This is a genomic window from Rhodococcus tibetensis, assembly GCF_024438035.1.
GTDB classification, from domain to species: Bacteria; Actinomycetota; Actinomycetes; order Mycobacteriales; family Mycobacteriaceae; genus Rhodococcus_F; species Rhodococcus_F tibetensis.
Genome location: NZ_JANFQF010000003.1, coordinates 16,756 through 31,199, shown reverse-complemented (window position 1 = coordinate 31,199; position 14,444 = coordinate 16,756). Strand labels below are relative to the sequence as shown.

The 14,444-nt window shown below is 64.8% G+C and carries 11 protein-coding genes; 2 read left to right on the top strand and 9 right to left on the bottom strand.

What is annotated here, in order from left to right; translation table 11 throughout:
- Positions 1 to 138 precede the first annotated feature (138 nt).
- The 6 genes from NOF53_RS04335 to NOF53_RS04310 form a co-directional block, all read right to left on the bottom strand.
- Positions 139 to 1,377 (bottom strand): dienelactone hydrolase family protein, encoded by a 1,239-nt coding sequence (locus NOF53_RS04335; RefSeq protein ID WP_255965857.1) that lies wholly within the window; start codon positions 1,375 to 1,377, stop codon positions 139 to 141.
- Between the two features lie 43 nt (positions 1,378 to 1,420).
- On the bottom strand, positions 1,421 to 3,142 hold the full coding sequence (locus tag NOF53_RS04330) for a flavin reductase (protein ID WP_255965855.1): 1,722 nt from the start codon (positions 3,140 to 3,142) through the stop codon (positions 1,421 to 1,423).
- Between the two features lie 35 nt (positions 3,143 to 3,177).
- A complete protein-coding gene (locus tag NOF53_RS04325) occupies positions 3,178 to 4,398 on the bottom strand; it encodes a styrene monooxygenase/indole monooxygenase family protein (RefSeq protein ID WP_255965853.1) in 1,221 nt (406 codons plus the stop codon).
- Positions 4,399 to 4,422: 24 nt separating this feature from the next.
- A complete protein-coding gene (locus tag NOF53_RS04320; protein ID WP_255965851.1) occupies positions 4,423 to 5,217 on the bottom strand; it encodes an SDR family oxidoreductase in 795 nt (264 codons plus the stop codon).
- Between the two features lie 531 nt (positions 5,218 to 5,748).
- Positions 5,749 to 6,252, bottom strand: coding sequence for a WhiB family transcriptional regulator (locus NOF53_RS27890; protein ID WP_305086453.1), 504 nt, complete (start codon positions 6,250 to 6,252; stop codon positions 5,749 to 5,751).
- Between the two features lie 290 nt (positions 6,253 to 6,542).
- Positions 6,543 to 8,159 carry an AMP-binding protein gene (locus NOF53_RS04310; protein WP_255965850.1) on the bottom strand — a complete coding sequence of 539 codons (1,617 nt, stop codon included), beginning with the start codon at positions 8,157 to 8,159 and terminating at the stop codon, positions 6,543 to 6,545.
- Positions 8,160 to 8,297: 138 nt separating this feature from the next.
- Between NOF53_RS04310 and NOF53_RS04305 the strand changes: the two genes are divergently transcribed.
- Both NOF53_RS04305 and NOF53_RS27885 read left to right on the top strand, forming a co-directional pair.
- Positions 8,298 to 9,152 (top strand): PaaX family transcriptional regulator, encoded by an 855-nt coding sequence (locus tag NOF53_RS04305; RefSeq protein WP_255965848.1) that lies wholly within the window; start codon positions 8,298 to 8,300, stop codon positions 9,150 to 9,152.
- Between the two features lie 305 nt (positions 9,153 to 9,457).
- On the top strand, positions 9,458 to 9,901 hold the full coding sequence (locus NOF53_RS27885) for a hypothetical protein (RefSeq protein ID WP_374212568.1): 444 nt from the start codon (positions 9,458 to 9,460) through the stop codon (positions 9,899 to 9,901).
- Here NOF53_RS27885 and NOF53_RS04300 read toward each other — a convergent pair.
- Genes NOF53_RS04300 through NOF53_RS04290 form a run of 3 tightly spaced genes read right to left on the bottom strand, consistent with a single transcriptional unit; the run spans position 9,842 to position 14,444 of the window.
- The gene (locus NOF53_RS04300) at positions 9,842 to 11,500 is read right to left on the bottom strand and encodes an indolepyruvate oxidoreductase subunit beta family protein (protein ID WP_255965846.1); all 1,659 of its coding nucleotides are present in this window, start codon (positions 11,498 to 11,500) and stop codon (positions 9,842 to 9,844) included. The two genes, NOF53_RS27885 and NOF53_RS04300, sit on opposite strands and share 60 nt — an antisense overlap.
- Complete coding sequence (locus NOF53_RS04295) at positions 11,497 to 13,659, bottom strand: thiamine pyrophosphate-dependent enzyme (protein ID WP_255965845.1); 2,163 nt, start codon at positions 13,657 to 13,659, stop codon at positions 11,497 to 11,499. Before NOF53_RS04295 ends, NOF53_RS04300 begins: the two co-directional genes overlap by 4 nt.
- Positions 13,660 to 13,670: 11 nt before the next feature.
- Complete coding sequence (locus tag NOF53_RS04290; RefSeq protein WP_255965843.1) at positions 13,671 to 14,444, bottom strand: cyclase family protein; 774 nt, start codon at positions 14,442 to 14,444, stop codon at positions 13,671 to 13,673.

Here is a 14,444-nt window from a genome sequence, read left to right as displayed (position 1 = left end):
TGGTTGGGATCAGGGTGACGGCAACATAGGACGTCAGGTGCGAGCAGTCAGCAGCCGGCGTACGGTCGCGCCCTCGCTCGGCAGGCGCCGTACGCCGGCTGCATCGACCTACTGCGCCAACCTACCGTTGGCAGGTCGCTAATCGATCGGCTTGCCCTCGCTGCTCGCCCAGCTGGGCATGAGTTCGTTCGAGGGCAGCGTCTTGTCGAGAAGTTTCTTGCCCTGTTCGATCCCTGCAACGGGGAGCCCGTTCGGATTCAGTAGCCCGATCTGCACCAGTACCCCCGCCTGATCCCAGTAGATGTGTTCGTTGTACAGCTTGTCGCCGCGCAGAGTGACCACAGCAACCAGCGGGATCTCGACATATCGTCCGGTCGGCTCGACACCGGGAAGCATCCAATCGATCTCGCGGTCATGGGTGAAGCAGAACAGCTGCTCCTCGACGATACGATCGGCGCCGACGGTGCGGGAAATCGGGATCGTCTTGGTGTCGTCGGGGTTGTTGTGCACGAAATGGTGCGCGTAGAACCGTGCGAGGTCCTTCTGGCCGACGCCACCGGTCAGCGTCGGGATGTGGTTGACGTAAGGTTCGTCGACCATGGTCGCCATGGTGGCCGGGACGTCGCGGGCCTCGAACTCGTAATAGATGTGCCGGTCCCAGAGTGCGGACAGATCGTGTCTGGGTCCGATGGTGGCGTGCAGAACCTCGAAGGTTCGCGAGTAGGCGAGTCCGGCGGAGAGCGGCTCGTACACGTCGCGGCCGTGGGTGGCGAAGGCGTGATCGACGCCGGCGTAGTCGTAGAGGCGCACCCGGTCGTTGTCGCCGAACGCCTTTCGGATGGAGTTTCGGGCGTCCTCTGGGCAGTAGGAGTCGAGTTCAGCCAGGTGGAAGACCATGGGCACGGTCAAACTACTTGCTTCATCGAGGTGATCGTGCACCCCGACGCCGTAGTAGCTGATGGCGCAGTCGACGTCGAGCCGGACCGCGGACAGGTAGGCGAGCAGCCCGCCGAGGCAGTATCCGATGAGTCCGACGCCCCCGACCTGTTTGGTCAGGCCCCGGAGGGCGGTGACGGTGTCGCCGATGTCTGTGACGGCCAGATCCTCGTCGAGTTCGTCCCGCAGCTCGAGTCCGCGGGTGAATCCGGCCTGGTCGTAACCGAGCTCCTGCCGAGCACCCGAGCGCCAGAACAGGTCGGGGACCAAGACCACGTAGCCCTCCTCGGCGTAGCGGTCGGCCATGTCCCGCATGTAATCGTTGATTCCGAAAATTTCCTGTAGGAGAACCAGTCCCGGACCGGAGCCCTGGGCCGGTTCAGAAAGGTACGCGGCGAAGGACTCACCGGAGCTCTTGCTGATCTCGATGTACTTACCCATTGATTCGTATCGCTTTCGGTCAAAGGTGCAGCCGCGGCAGCGGTCAGAAGTCGGGATGTTTGGTCACCAGGCGGTAGGACCCGGAGTGGAAGACCAGCGGTTCGCCGGGGTCGGCATCGTATTGTTCGATCTCGCCGAGGAAGATGATGTGGTCGCCGGCCTCTACTCGTTGGACTGTTCGGCACTGGAAATGCGCGATGGCGTCGTCGATCAGCGGAACGCCGGCGATTCCTTCGGTGGTCGCCACACCCGCGAACTTGTCTTCGGCCGGCGTCGAGAATTGCCGGGACAGGTCGTGTTGGTTGGCCGCCAGGACGTTGACGGCGAAATGGGTTGCCGCCGTGAGGTCGGGGAGGCTCGGTGCCTTACTCGCCGGGCACCACGACACCAGGGGCGGATCCATGGAAACCGAGGTGAACGAGTTCGCCGTGACACCGATCTTCCGACCATCTGGGGCCCGCGCGGTGATCACCGTGACGCCCGTGGCGTACTGCCCGAGCGCACGCCGTAGATCACGGGGATCGAATTGGGCCTGCTCGGCGGCCTGTGCGTTCTCGATCAAACGCTGCGCCTCGGCGTCGTCGAACCACCAGTTGTGGACGGTGCGGGGATCATCGAATCCGGTTGCGATTGCCGACGCCAGGGCCGGCGAGTCCTGCGCCGCCGCAAACAGTCCGAGCAAGGTATCGGATGGTCCCCGGAGCATGTCATTGGTCCACGACACGGCCCATTGAGCCCATCCGCGCCAGAACTTGTCAAAGGTGCGTTGCATCCACTGCGCGTCGAATGGCCGGTCACCCCGGTCCACGATCGCCTCGAGGTACACGGCGGCGGCTTGAGCAGCGTTGTTGCTGCCCTGGCCGGTGAGTGGATCGTTGAGGACGACCGCGTCTGCCATACCCAACACGACCCGGCCCGATGTGAGCTCGGCCACGGGGCGGCGGACCGTCGGTGTCAGCCGGCCGAGCAGGGCCCCGGCGTCATCGGTCAGGGTGATGTCGGCGGTCCGGGCGAACTCCGCGGGAAAGTGCTCGGCCAGTATCTCCTTGGCGCGGTTGAGGTGTGCATGTGGAGTGTGGACATCGTCCCAGCAGTCCATCGGTCCACCGGGGATGCCTTCGAAGACCATCACATGGCAGGGCCCGGTGGTGGTCAGCGCCGGGAGGACGAAGTACTCGCCGACCCCTGGGACGATGTTCAGTGAGAGGTCCGCGCCGTCGGGGTGGGGCGCGAGACCGTTCACGTAGGCGAGCGCGAGGGCGCGCTGCGGTCGGTTGTACGGCGATTTCAGCGGATCCGGAGGAAAGAGTCTGCCGAGGTCGCCCTTGCCGCTGGAGATGATGACCAGATCGTGGCTCTGGGCGAGGATGTCGATGTCCGCGGGACCCGCTTTCTTGATGATCAGATTGCCGCCCAGTGCTCCGAACTCATCGATCCATGCCGCGCATTTGACTCGCTGATCGACCGATTGCGCGAAGCCGACCAGCGGGGTCGACATCGCGATTTCGTTACTGCCGTGCGTTTTCGCCACAGTCAGCGCCATCGTGTCGATGCGCGGGCACTGCTCCTCCCAGCGGTCGAGCCCTAGCTCCCGTTCGATCTGCAGTGCAGAGTCGAACATGCACTGGCTCGACATGACAGGTCCGACCCGAACTTCCTCCGGCGTCCGGTCGGTCACCAGGGTGACCTGGAATTCACACTTGAGTAAGGCCAGGGCCAGTAGTGCCCCGGATTGTCCGGCTCCCACGATAGCGATGCTGCGCATGACTGACGGCTTCCAATCGATGATTCGGGCGAGTGTTAGTTCGCGACGTCGGTGAGGTACTGTGCGGCGGATTCGGGCGTCATGAACCAGTGGAAGAAGTCACGCGGATCGTCGAACCCGTTGGCGAACCGACGAGCAATGCGCGGCTCGGTGGCGGCGGCGCCGAGCAGTTTCAGCACATGCTCCGGCGGCGGGCTGAGCAGCGCGTTCGTCCAGGACGCCACGTATTGTGCGTAGTCCCAGTACCGTTCGAAAGTGTCGGTCATGAATTCGGCGTCGAAGGGTCGGTCGCCATGCTCGAGAATGCTGGCAAGGTAGGAGGCCGCGCACTTGCTCGCGTTGTTCGAGCCCTGGCCGGTGAGCGGATCGTTGAGGACCACCACGTCGGCAAGACCGAGGATATTCGCACCCGACGGCAGGACTCCGATCGGTTTGCGAACCGTGGGCGGGAAGCGTCCGGCGAGGATCCCGTTGTCATCGGTGAGGGTGATGTCGGCGCAGCGCTCGGCCTCCCAGGGGACGAACGTCTCGACGACCCACTTGGACTTTGCGAGATGCTCTTCAGGGGTCGTCACGTCCGCCCAGCAGTCCATCGGCCCGCCGGGGATGCCCTCCATCACCATGATCTCGCAGGGGCCGCTCGTGGTGAGCGCAGGAAACGCGAAGTACTCACCGACACCGGGAATCATGTTGAACGCCACCGCGGAATGTTCCTCCCGCGGCACCATTCCGTTGACATAGGTCAAGGCGAGCGCGCGCTGCGGGCGATCGAACACCGACCGCGTGGCGTCCCGCTCGAACATCTTCGCGATCTCCCCCTTGCCTGCGGCGACGATGACCAGATCGGAGTCGGTGGCGAACTCTTCGAGCTCGCCGATTCCGGCATCCTGGAGGACCAGCTTGCCGCCGCGTGATTCGAATTCCTTGAGCCACGCGGGCATCTTCACGCGCTGATCGACCGACTGGGCGGGGAGGTCGAGCCGCGATGCCCAGGAGAAGGCCTGGTTTCCGTTGTCGGCGACGGTGAACGAGATGCCCTCGACTGAGGGGCATTCATCGCTCCAGAGGTCCAGTCCGACAGCACGCTCCCGGGCGAGTGCCCCGCCGAACATGCACTGGCTGGACATGACCTTGCCCTCACGGATCTGCTCCGGAGTGCGGTTGGATACAACGGTCACGTCGTATCCGGCGTCGACCAGGCCTATGGCGAGCTGGAGTCCTGCCTGGCCAGCTCCAACAATGGTGATTTTGCGCATGGGGAAGAGGATCCTTTGTCGAGGTTATTGGGCGAGAAGCGGAATGGCCGGGGATGCCTGTTCGGGCCCCATTGCGGAGTACCCTCCGTCGATGGCCCAGTCGGCTCCGGTGACGAATGCGGCGCGCGGCGAACACAGGTAGGCGATGACGTCGCCGACTTCGGTGGGATCCCCGACTCGGCCCGCGAGGTGGAATTTGCCGGCCACCCGGTCGGTCTTGGCGCGGTCCGATCCCGAGAGCTCGTCCATCACCTTCGACCAGATCCAGCCCGGGCTCACCGAGTTGACGCGAATGTTGTCCCCGGCGAGGTCCATCGCCATGTTCCGGGTCAGTTGCACAACCGCGGCCTTGGAGACGGGATACAGCCATCGCCCGGTCTGGGCGACCTTCGAGGAGATGGATCCGAAGTTCACGATGGCACCGCCGCCCTGCGCGGCCATGTGCGGGCGCACCGCCTTGGCAAACATGGCGGCGCTCACGACGTTCACATCGAGAGCGGTGGTCCATTGTTTCCGGCTGGACTCGGCGCCGTCGTCGATGTAGGTGCATGCCAGATTCACCAGGATGTCGATGGACCCGAACGACTCGAGTGCAGCGGCCACGCACGTATCGATCGCGTCGTCGTCAGTGATGTCGGTTTCGCTGAACAGAGCGTGGCCCTTGCCTTCGACCGCCTGCTTGCCACCGTTCCGGTCGATGTCGGCGACAACGACGTTGACACCACTCTCGTGCAGAGAGTCGACGACACCACGCCCGATCTTGGTGGCACCACCAGTGATGATGGCGGTCTTGCCGCCGATGCCGAGATAGTCGCTCATGGTCTAGATCTCCTGACTTCGCTCACGATGTGATCCGCAACACTACGAACATTCCGGGTGATGATCTATCCGCTGGACGCGTCAGCTGTGCAGATTGCGCTCACTTTGATCACGCTGAGTCTTGCTGCCCCGACGGAACGCTGAAAGGTACGGGAGCACTGGAAAAATGCGCCTGACCGCTGACGGTGGTTGTCCGCCAGCGGTGCCGGATTCGGCCCTCCCGGGTACTTCAGTCGCAGGCGCGCCGCGGTAGTGACCGACGGCCGATCGGCCTCAGTCGGCGCAGACTGGGATACGGGACAAACCTGCCGCCGTGACGGTGACTTGTGTGATGTCCGCTTGTCCGCGGCGGTGGGGCTGATGTGGCATGCCGTGGTTGACGGTGGTGTTGCAGGCCAGGTCTGTCACGGGTCCGACGGGCGTTCAGGCGGCGCAGTGGTGTGTGACGGTGAGGGTTCCGGTGTTGTCTGGTTCGAGCCAGGTGATGGTCAGGTCGGCCCGGATGAGGGCGTCGGTGGCCCTCTCGACGGCCTACCCGACCAGGTGGCAGATCGGCGCCAACCGGTCGATCAGCGCGTCGAGCTGCTCGTAAACTTCGTCCGCGTACGCATCATCATCGTGCACTCCGCCGGGCGCCGGGCTTCCGGGCTCGTCCCGAGCACTCACTGGGGGCGGGGCCGCGTCCCCGGTGCCGGAGGTGGCCGGTCGCGGGTGCCGCGACGTGAGGGGCCGGTGCTCGCCGCGACGCAGCCGGTGGGCGTGTCGTCTGCGGTCGGTTTCGGTCATGCCACCCCAGATTCCGTATGATTCGCCCGCGGCCAGGGCGTGGTCGCGGCACCGGCGGAGTACGGGGCAGTCCTGGCAGATCCGCCGTGCCCGCGCCTCGCGTCGGTCGCGGGCGTGACCGCGTTCCCCGTCCGGGGAGAAGAATACTGACGATTCGATACCGCGGCACGCGGCGTCCTCCCTCCAGTCCCGGTCACCGTGGGTGATCTCCTCGGCGGGCGGCGGCGATGAGGGTCCTACGGGCAGCATTGCGGTCCTTTCGTTCCCGAACGTGAGAGAGCCATCGAGACGGATCCGCGTGCCCGGAGGGCTTTCCATGGTGACGGCTATCGGTTACGCCTCTTTTCAGATAACGAAACCGAATATCCTGTCTTTGAGGTCTAGCGGAGAACCCGACCTCGGCGCCACGGTCGCGTGTCCAGGTCTGTCGCCGGTGACCGGGGGTAGCGAGTACTGCGTACTGCGATCTGCTCGGTACCGGGATCGCACTCGCTCCGACGGCAACCAGCACCACCGGGTGGCTGTGGGCGGGCGTGCTGCTAGCGCAGGGCCCGTCGGGATTCCCGCAGCCGGTAACGCTGGATCTTGCCGTTCGGGGTGCGCGGCAACTCGGCGAGGAATTCGATACTGCGGGGGTACTTGTACGGTGCCAGCTCGTTTTTGACGAAGTCCTGGAGTTCGCGGACCTTGGTGTCGCTGCCGACTGCGTCCGAGATCAGTACGACTGCCGCGTGGACGATCATTCCCCGATCACGGTCGGGCAGGCCCACGACCGCGCATTCTTTGACGTCGGGGTGCCCGCCCAGCGCTTCCTCGACCTCCGGGCCCGCGATGTTGTAGCCGGACGAGATGATCATGTCGTCACTGCGCGCCTGGTACCAGAAGTAACCGTCGGAGTCGCGAATATACGTGTCGCCGGTGATGTTCCACCCGTTCTGGACGTACTGGCGCTGGCGCTCATCGGCAAGATACCGGCAGCCGGTCGGACCGGTCACCGCCAACCGCCCCGGTGTGCCGTCGGGAACGGGGTGACCATCGTCGTCGAGTACCGCTGCCGTATAACCCGGTACGGCCTTCCCGGTTGCCCCCGGTCTGATGTCGTCGTCGCCGGCCGCGATAAAGACGTGCAGCATTTCGGTGGCGCCGATCCCGTTGATGATGCGCGTTCCGGTCTCCTCGTAGAACTCTTCCCACACCGTTTCGGGCAGATGCTCGCCTGCAGACACGCAGCGACGAACCGGGGCGAGACTCTGTGCCTTGTTCTCGCGGAGAATTGCACGGTACGCCGTCGGGGCGGTGAACAGTACCGATACAGCGTGTTCTCGTACCGCGTCGGCCAGCTCACTCGGAGTTGCCTTCTCGAGCAACAACGTCGCGGCCCCCACCCTCAAGGGGAAGACCACCAGACCGCACAGCCCGAAGGTGAACGCGAGTGGCGGCGTTCCCGTGAAGACATCCGAGTGATTCGGGCGCAGAACCCGCGCCGAGAATGTGTCCGCAACGGCAAGGATGTCGCGGTGGAAGTGCATCGTCGCTTTCGGAGGACCGGTGGTTCCGGACGTGGTCGCCAGTAGAACGACATCGTCGGCCGCGGTGACGACGTTGGTGAAGTCCCCGGATTTGGCGGATGTGCGGGCGATGAGGTCGGTGGGTTCGGTACTACCGTAGAACAGCGCGCCGATCTGGTCGGTGTCGATCAGATCGGCGGCGAACCGGTAATCGCACAGCGCGAGTGTCGGTTTGGTCAGCTCGATGATCTTGCTCAGTTCACCGCTGCGGAGCAGCGGCATGGTCGTCACAGCGACACCGCCGGCCTTGACCACCCCGAACCAGCAGGCCACCAACCAGGGGTTGTTCGGCCCGCGGAGCAGCACGCGGTTGCCCGGCACCAGCCCGAAGTCTTCGATGAGTATCTGGGCGATCTGGTTGGCACGGCGAAGAAGCTCCCCGTAAGTCCAGCTTTCGGACGGCGACAGCAGCGCCGGGCGATCACCGCCCAGCGCCGCGACCTGGTCGTCGAGAAGCGAGGATGCACAATTCAGGCGGTCCGGGTACCGCAACTCCGGGAGGGTGAACTCGAAGTTCGGCCACAGGTTCTCCGGCGGGAGGTTGTCGCGGCAGAACGAGTCCAAGTGCGCCGACGGAGACAGCGTCATATTTGACCTTCCCACTATGGATATGAACGCGGTCGATAATATGCTTGATTCGTGACGTCCGTCAAGCGAGCGAAACAATGATGGGCACGTATCCCGCCTTGAGCCGAGTGCAGACGTGGCAGCCGCTATGGTGTATTCATGACGACGGGAATCCTTACCGATGATTTAGTCAACGAACGTTCGAACGAGCTGCAACCGCGTGAGTTGATCGTGACGATCTTCGGGCTCTACGCTCGGGCCGAATCGAATTGGTTGTCCGTGGCCTCCGTGGTCCGACTGATGGCCCATCTCGGCGTGGACGGAGCAGCGGTCCGGTCGTCGATTTCCCGGCTCAAACGTCGCGAAACGCTGGAAGCCCATCGTCACGACGGAGCAGCGGGCTATTCGCTGTCCAAGCCGACTCTGGATGCTCTGGCCGAGGGCGATGTCAGGATTTTCGATCGCAAGCGCGCCGCGATCGAAGACGGCTGGCTGATGGTGGTCTTCTCGATCCCCGAATCCGAACGGGACAAGCGGCACGTTCTCCGTACGTTCCTGACCCGTCTCGGCTTCGGCACTACCGCGCCGGGGGTATGGATCGCACCGGGAAGCCTCGTTCGCGAGACCAGGGAAACGCTGGAACGGCGAGGACTCAGCGAATACGTCGACATGTACAGCGCGCAACACCTCGGCTTCGGCGACCTCCGCACGAAGGTGCGCACCTGGTGGGATCTCGACGCACTCACCACCCTCTACGCCGCGTTCCTCGACAAGTATCGTCCGGTCTTCGAACGGTCGACAGCGGGAACGCTCACCCCCCAACACGCGTTCGCCGAATACGTGCCCATGCTCACCGAGTGGCGTCGGCTACCGTACCTCGATCCCGGCCTCCCGCTTCCCCTACTTCCACCTGGATGGAACGGTGTCACTGCCGGCCGGCTCTTCGACGAACTGAACGCCGCCCTCAGCGGTCCAGCCAGAGAACACGCAATGACGATCATCCACCAGCCCTGACCGCTACCGCAGCCGAGAAGGGCCGCGAGCCTCCACGCCAATCCATCCGGCATTGAAAAACGAGAATCCCGTCGGCAAGCCGGTGGTACACCTTGTGCCCCACCGGCCTGCCGAGACGACATCATCAGCCACCGAGCATTTGTCATGGAGAACCCCAGACCCCCGCAGGCAACCCTACGGCGACCTGCAGGCCACGTGAACTGGCAACAGGACGCCAACTGCCGAAAATGCGGTCCTCGAGTCTTTTTCGCCTCCGAGGACGAGAACAGATCTACCCGCCGAGACCGTGAACAGCAGCGAAGCGGCTGTGCCTACACTGCCCCGTCGGGACCGCCTGCAGACGCAATGCACTCTCCACCCGCGAGATGTACGGGGCCCCGGTGCACCGGCTGAGGCCGGGCTCGCCCGCCCGACTTACCCTGCCGATCCGCCGATCGAAGTCGTGGGCGACGACTCCGATCTGCCGGACACCCGTAACCGAAGGCGACACTGAATCGCAGGCCCTGCGCGTCACACGTCGGTTACCCGCAGCGGCCGCCGTAGTGTCCCCACACGGTGTGCGGGATCGACCATCCTGCAGTCTTCCTCGCGAAGGGCACGCCGTCAGCCTGGAGTGTTGCAGGTCGCCCCCTTGCGGTGCCTACCCGATCAGCGTCCTCAGAGAAGCGGCTACCCGTGCATCCCGCAAATCAGTTCGAGGTGGCCTCCAGAGCCTGGACAAGGTTGTCCCCCAGCTTCATTGTGGCTAGCTTGGCGTCGAGTCGGACTCCGTCTTCGTCGGCGAGCGCGGCCTCACGAAGGTCTGCCAGCGAAGTGACCGCATCGGGTGAGCCGACCAACGCATGGGCCGCGGACATCAGCTTGCCGAAGCTGTCGCCGCCGTGCTCGTAAGTGGCGCCATAGCCCTTGAGGACCCGTTGGCACTCGACGATCTCACGTCCGAGGTCGGCATCAACTGCTGCAGTCCGGAGGGCTTGGTCGATCCACTCCTCGATCGCCGCCTGCTCCCGAACGAACCGCAGTGAACGCGGGCGGAGGGGACGCATTCGCGCCATCGTGCTCAACATCGTGTATCCGGTCACCGAACTCGTGTTCAGGATCATCCCCTTGTGGGTGATCGCACCGACCAGACGCTGGAACCACTTCGAACGGTGCATGCGGGCCCCCAGCCGGGAGGGCATCGTGTCGGTGATCTCGTCGATCTGTGGATGGAGATACTCACGAACCTGCATCAATTGGTGCCGTTCCGCCCGCGCTTCCTTACGGATTCGGTCCATCCGCGCCTGACGGGTCTTCTGCATCGCCACCTGGATCGTGTCCTGGTAGCACATCCACAGCCCGATGTGCCGCGCCGCCTCGGTGGTCAACCGTGCCGCTCCCGCGGCGTCCGGATCGACCTCGGCGAAGCGGGTCACCCGGGACAGGTACCGTTCGGCGTAGTCCAGATTCTGATAAACCGCGGCCCGCACGAGGCCGTGCAGGATCATCGACCGCGCCGCAGGCGGGAGGTCCAGGACGCGGTCGGCGAGAGGTTGCAGAGCTGCCCCGACCAGGGCGGATGGCGTGGTCGCCGCGACCGTCGTGCGCCGAGCTTCTTCCTTCGCCTTTCGCTCCTCCGGCGTCACCGGGCGCGGTCCGATGGAGATCGGGATCGGATTCGACTTGCGTGCGGGGCGTGGTTTCTGCTGTGCCGCAGCGTCAAAACCCGCGGCGAAGGCCTTCAGAGAGGTTTCGACGCCCTTTCCGAACACGTGAATCGGGGCCTCGAACTGTTCCCTGCTGAAGGGAAGCGCCCCGGATCCGGCAAGGGCACCGAAAAGCGCGGCGCTGATGACGCTGCGGCTCTGCTCGGCCATGTCCATGAAGTCTGCGGCGATCAGCCGTTTCGAGGCGCGCTGGGCCGCCGCGACGAGTTCGGAGCTGTCGGCGCGGCCGTCACCGAGGGCCATCTTTTCGTCGATGGAGTACACACGGTTGGTGGAGGCGATCAGGGTGGTCCGGTCGGGTGTGACGAACCCGCGCTGGACGGCTCGGCCGCATTCCATCAGTTCCGAGGCGATGAGGACGTCGACCTCGCCGGGGCTCGGGAACACGCTGAGTACCGGCTCGATTCGGGCGTCAGCTGCCGATGAACGATCCGGCTCGTCGCCGGGCGGGAAGATCTCGACGTAGTAGACCGTCGCCCCGGTGCGCTGAGCGACACCGGCGACGGAGGTGTTCTGCGCGTAGTGGCCTGCGTTCTCGGCGACAGCGACGATCCAATCGGCAAGCACGCCGCCGCCTTCGCCGCCGAGGGCGACAATTGCCAGAGTGATCGGACGTTGACCGTTGTACCAGTTGGACATCATGCAGCCTCGAATTGTGCGGCGCGGCGCTCGAGGCCGCGGGATGCGATCTTGATCCACCACGAGCGAACGCCGGCGAGGAGCTGTTCGCGACGGGTGGGGTTGTCGACGACGTCGGTGCGATAGAACGACGGGCACAGAACCGCGGCGTGTGCATTCGCCCCGCACACTCCGCAGCCGACGCAGCTGTCGAGGACCTCGGCGATCGGGTCGGTTCGCATCGGATCCGGATTGGATGCGATCGTCAACGACGGGCAGCCGGAGATCCGGATGCAGGCGTGGTCGCCGGTACAGGTTTCGGGGTCCACCCCGAACCGCTCGCGCACTACCCGCTTGCCGGCTGCGAGCGCTTTGGTCCGGTCGCGTTTGACGCGGCGCTGGGCGTTGAGTTGGCACTCGCTTTGCATGACGAGCACCTTGGGCCCGGCCTCGTCGGTGGTGAGAGCCTCGACGAACGTGTCGCGCACCTTGCCGACGTCGTAGGTGTTCTTGATCGTGCGCGCCCATTTCACGCCGATACCGCGGACAGCCTTCTCGATCGGGTGCTGGGTCGACCGGGTGGGGAGGTCAGCTGGAGAGGACAGCACGTCCTGTCCACCGGTCGCGGCGGCGTAGGCGTTGTCGACGATGAGGTGGACCTGATCGCTCTTGTTGAACACTGCGTTGCCGACGCCGCTGGTGAGCCCGTTGTGCCAGAACCCGCCGTCACCCATGACCGCGATGCTGCGCCGGTCGGTGTCCTTGGAGTTCAGGGCGGACGCGCCCGCCGATCCGAGGCCGTATCCCATCGTCGTGGCGCCGAGGTCGAACGGTGCGTTCACTGCGAAGAGGTGGCAGCCGATGTCGGCGCTGACGTGGTGTTTGCCGGTCTCCCGCTCGGCGAGTTTCAGGCCACTGAAGATGGGGCGCTCAGGGCAGCCGGTGCACAATCCCGGCGGCCGCGGCGAGACGACGTCGGACGATACGCGGGGGGCTGTGGGGCTCGTCGGGTCGTCGGGGTCACGCAGCAGCGCCGGCTGGTGCTGGACGGCATCGGGTAGGTACCGCTGGAGGAACTCGTTGACGCCGTGGGTGACGACAGTCGAGGTGTACTCGCCGGCCACGGCCAGCATGTCCTTGCCGTGCAGGGCGGTGGGGATGTCCGCCCGGCGCAGGATCGCGTTGAGGTTTTGCTCGATGTAGTCCGGCTGGCCCTCCTCGACGAGGAGTACGGCGCGTTTGCCCTGGCAGAAGTCGATGATCTCGTCGTCGACGACCGGGTAGGTGACGTTCATGACGTAGGTCGGTACCTGGGTGCGTCCGAACGTGTCGGAGCAGCCGAGCAGCTCCATCGACCGGTTCAGCGTGTTGTACAGGCCGCCCTGCACGATGATGCCGATGTCGGCTTTGTCGTTCCCGAAGACCTCGTTGAGACCGCGGTCCTTGATGAACTCGACCGCCGCCGGCCACCGCTCGGTGACCTTCTCCTTCTCGTGCAGGAAGCTGGCCGGCGGGAGCACAATCCGATCGATATCCCGCAGCGGATTTTCGAGGGCGTCGGTGACCGTCATGGGCGGGCGTTTGTTGTCCTTGGCCTCGAAGGCCCCGTGCAGGTGACATGAGCGCAGCCGCAGATCGAGCATCACCGGGGTGTTGCTCGCCTCGGACAGCTCGAAGCCGACCTCGACCGCGTCGACGATCGCCGAGACGTTGGGCCGGGGATCGAGCAACCACATCTGCGACTTCATCGCAAACGCGTGTGAGCGTTCCTGCATGATGCTCGAGCCCTCGCCGTAGTCCTCGCCGAGGATGACGAGCGCGCCGCCGGTGACGCCGCCGCTGGCCAGGTTCGCCAGCGCGTCCGAGGCGACATTCAAGCCGACGGTGGACTTGAACGTCACCGCGCCCCGCAGCGGATAGTGCACCGATGCCGCCAGCATCGCGGCCGCGGTGGCCTCCGACGCGCTGTTCTCGAAATAGACGCCGAGTTCGTCGAGAATCTCGTGGGCGTCACCGAGGACATCCATCAAATGCGAGATCGGTGCGCCCTGGTAGCCGCCCACATAGGCGACACCGGATTGCAGCAGCGCCTTGGTGACGGCGAGGATGCCCTCGACATGCAAAGTGGTGCCGGCGCCGTTGCGGAGTTGTTCGACCTCGGCGGCGAACGAACGTTCAGCCATTTTTTCGTTCCTTACTTCTCGACCAGGGCGACCACGCGGGCCGGACTGCCCGATCCCCCGACAATGGGCAGCGGCAGTACCGTGATCGCGAACCCGGTCGCCGGCAACTTATCCAGGTTCTGCAGCTGCGTCAGTCCCAACTTGCCCGCGCCGAGCAGGTGGTGATGGCACGGGAACGCCGGGTCCAGTGCCGTCGCCTGGCCGGCGTCGGTGCCGACGGTTTCCACTCCCACACCGACCAGCTCGGTCTCTTCGGCGAGCCAGCGTGCGCATTCGGCGGTGAATCCTGGCGTGTGCGGTCCGGACTCGTCGGCGTTGAGGAAGTCGTCGCTGTTCTCCGACCGGCTCGACCACCCGGTGCGGTAGAGGAGCCACCCACCGGCAGGGAGTGCACCGTGCGTGCATTGCCATTCTTCGATGTCGGCGACATCGAGGAGGAAGTCCGGGTTGTCGGCCACCCGGTCGGTGACATCGAGGACGACCGCGGGGGCGAGCAGTGAACGCAACGGCACCTGTGACACGTCGAGTCCGTCCTTGCCGGTGATCCAGTGGTTCGGGGCATCGAGGTGGGTGCCGGTGTGTTCGCCGGTATGAATGTTGTTCCAGTACCAGCCCGGCCCGTCGCCGTCGAATCGGCTGATCAACTCGAGTTGGAAGGGAAGGGTGTTCTTGAACGGTTCCGGCAACGCCAGCACCGGGGTCTTGTCGGTCAGTGGTGCCGTGAGGTCGATCAGCTCGATGCGTGCGCCGGCGATGGACGCGAGAAGGTCGGTGATTACTGACAT

Bases quoted from the DNA above. Each gene is read 5' to 3' on its own strand.
- NOF53_RS27890 (WP_305086453.1), bottom strand. From the start codon at position 6,252: ATGCTGCCCGTAGGACCCTCATCGCCGCCGCCCGCCGAGGAGATCACC.
- NOF53_RS04295 (WP_255965845.1), bottom strand. From the start codon at position 13,659: ATGGCTGAACGTTCGTTCGCCGCCGAGGTCGAACAACTCCGCAACGGC.
- NOF53_RS04310 (WP_255965850.1), bottom strand. From the start codon at position 8,159: ATGACGCTGTCTCCGTCGGCGCACTTGGACTCGTTCTGCCGCGACAAC.
- NOF53_RS04300 (WP_255965846.1), bottom strand. From the start codon at position 11,500: ATGATGTCCAACTGGTACAACGGTCAACGTCCGATCACTCTGGCAATT.
- NOF53_RS04290 (WP_255965843.1), bottom strand. From the start codon at position 14,444: ATGTCAGTAATCACCGACCTTCTCGCGTCCATCGCCGGCGCACGCATC.
- NOF53_RS04305 (WP_255965848.1), top strand. From the start codon at position 8,298: ATGACGACGGGAATCCTTACCGATGATTTAGTCAACGAACGTTCGAAC.
- NOF53_RS04330 (WP_255965855.1), bottom strand. From the start codon at position 3,142: ATGCGCAGCATCGCTATCGTGGGAGCCGGACAATCCGGGGCACTACTG.
- NOF53_RS04325 (WP_255965853.1), bottom strand. From the start codon at position 4,398: ATGCGCAAAATCACCATTGTTGGAGCTGGCCAGGCAGGACTCCAGCTC.
- NOF53_RS04335 (WP_255965857.1), bottom strand. From the start codon at position 1,377: ATGGGTAAGTACATCGAGATCAGCAAGAGCTCCGGTGAGTCCTTCGCC.
- NOF53_RS04320 (WP_255965851.1), bottom strand. From the start codon at position 5,217: ATGAGCGACTATCTCGGCATCGGCGGCAAGACCGCCATCATCACTGGT.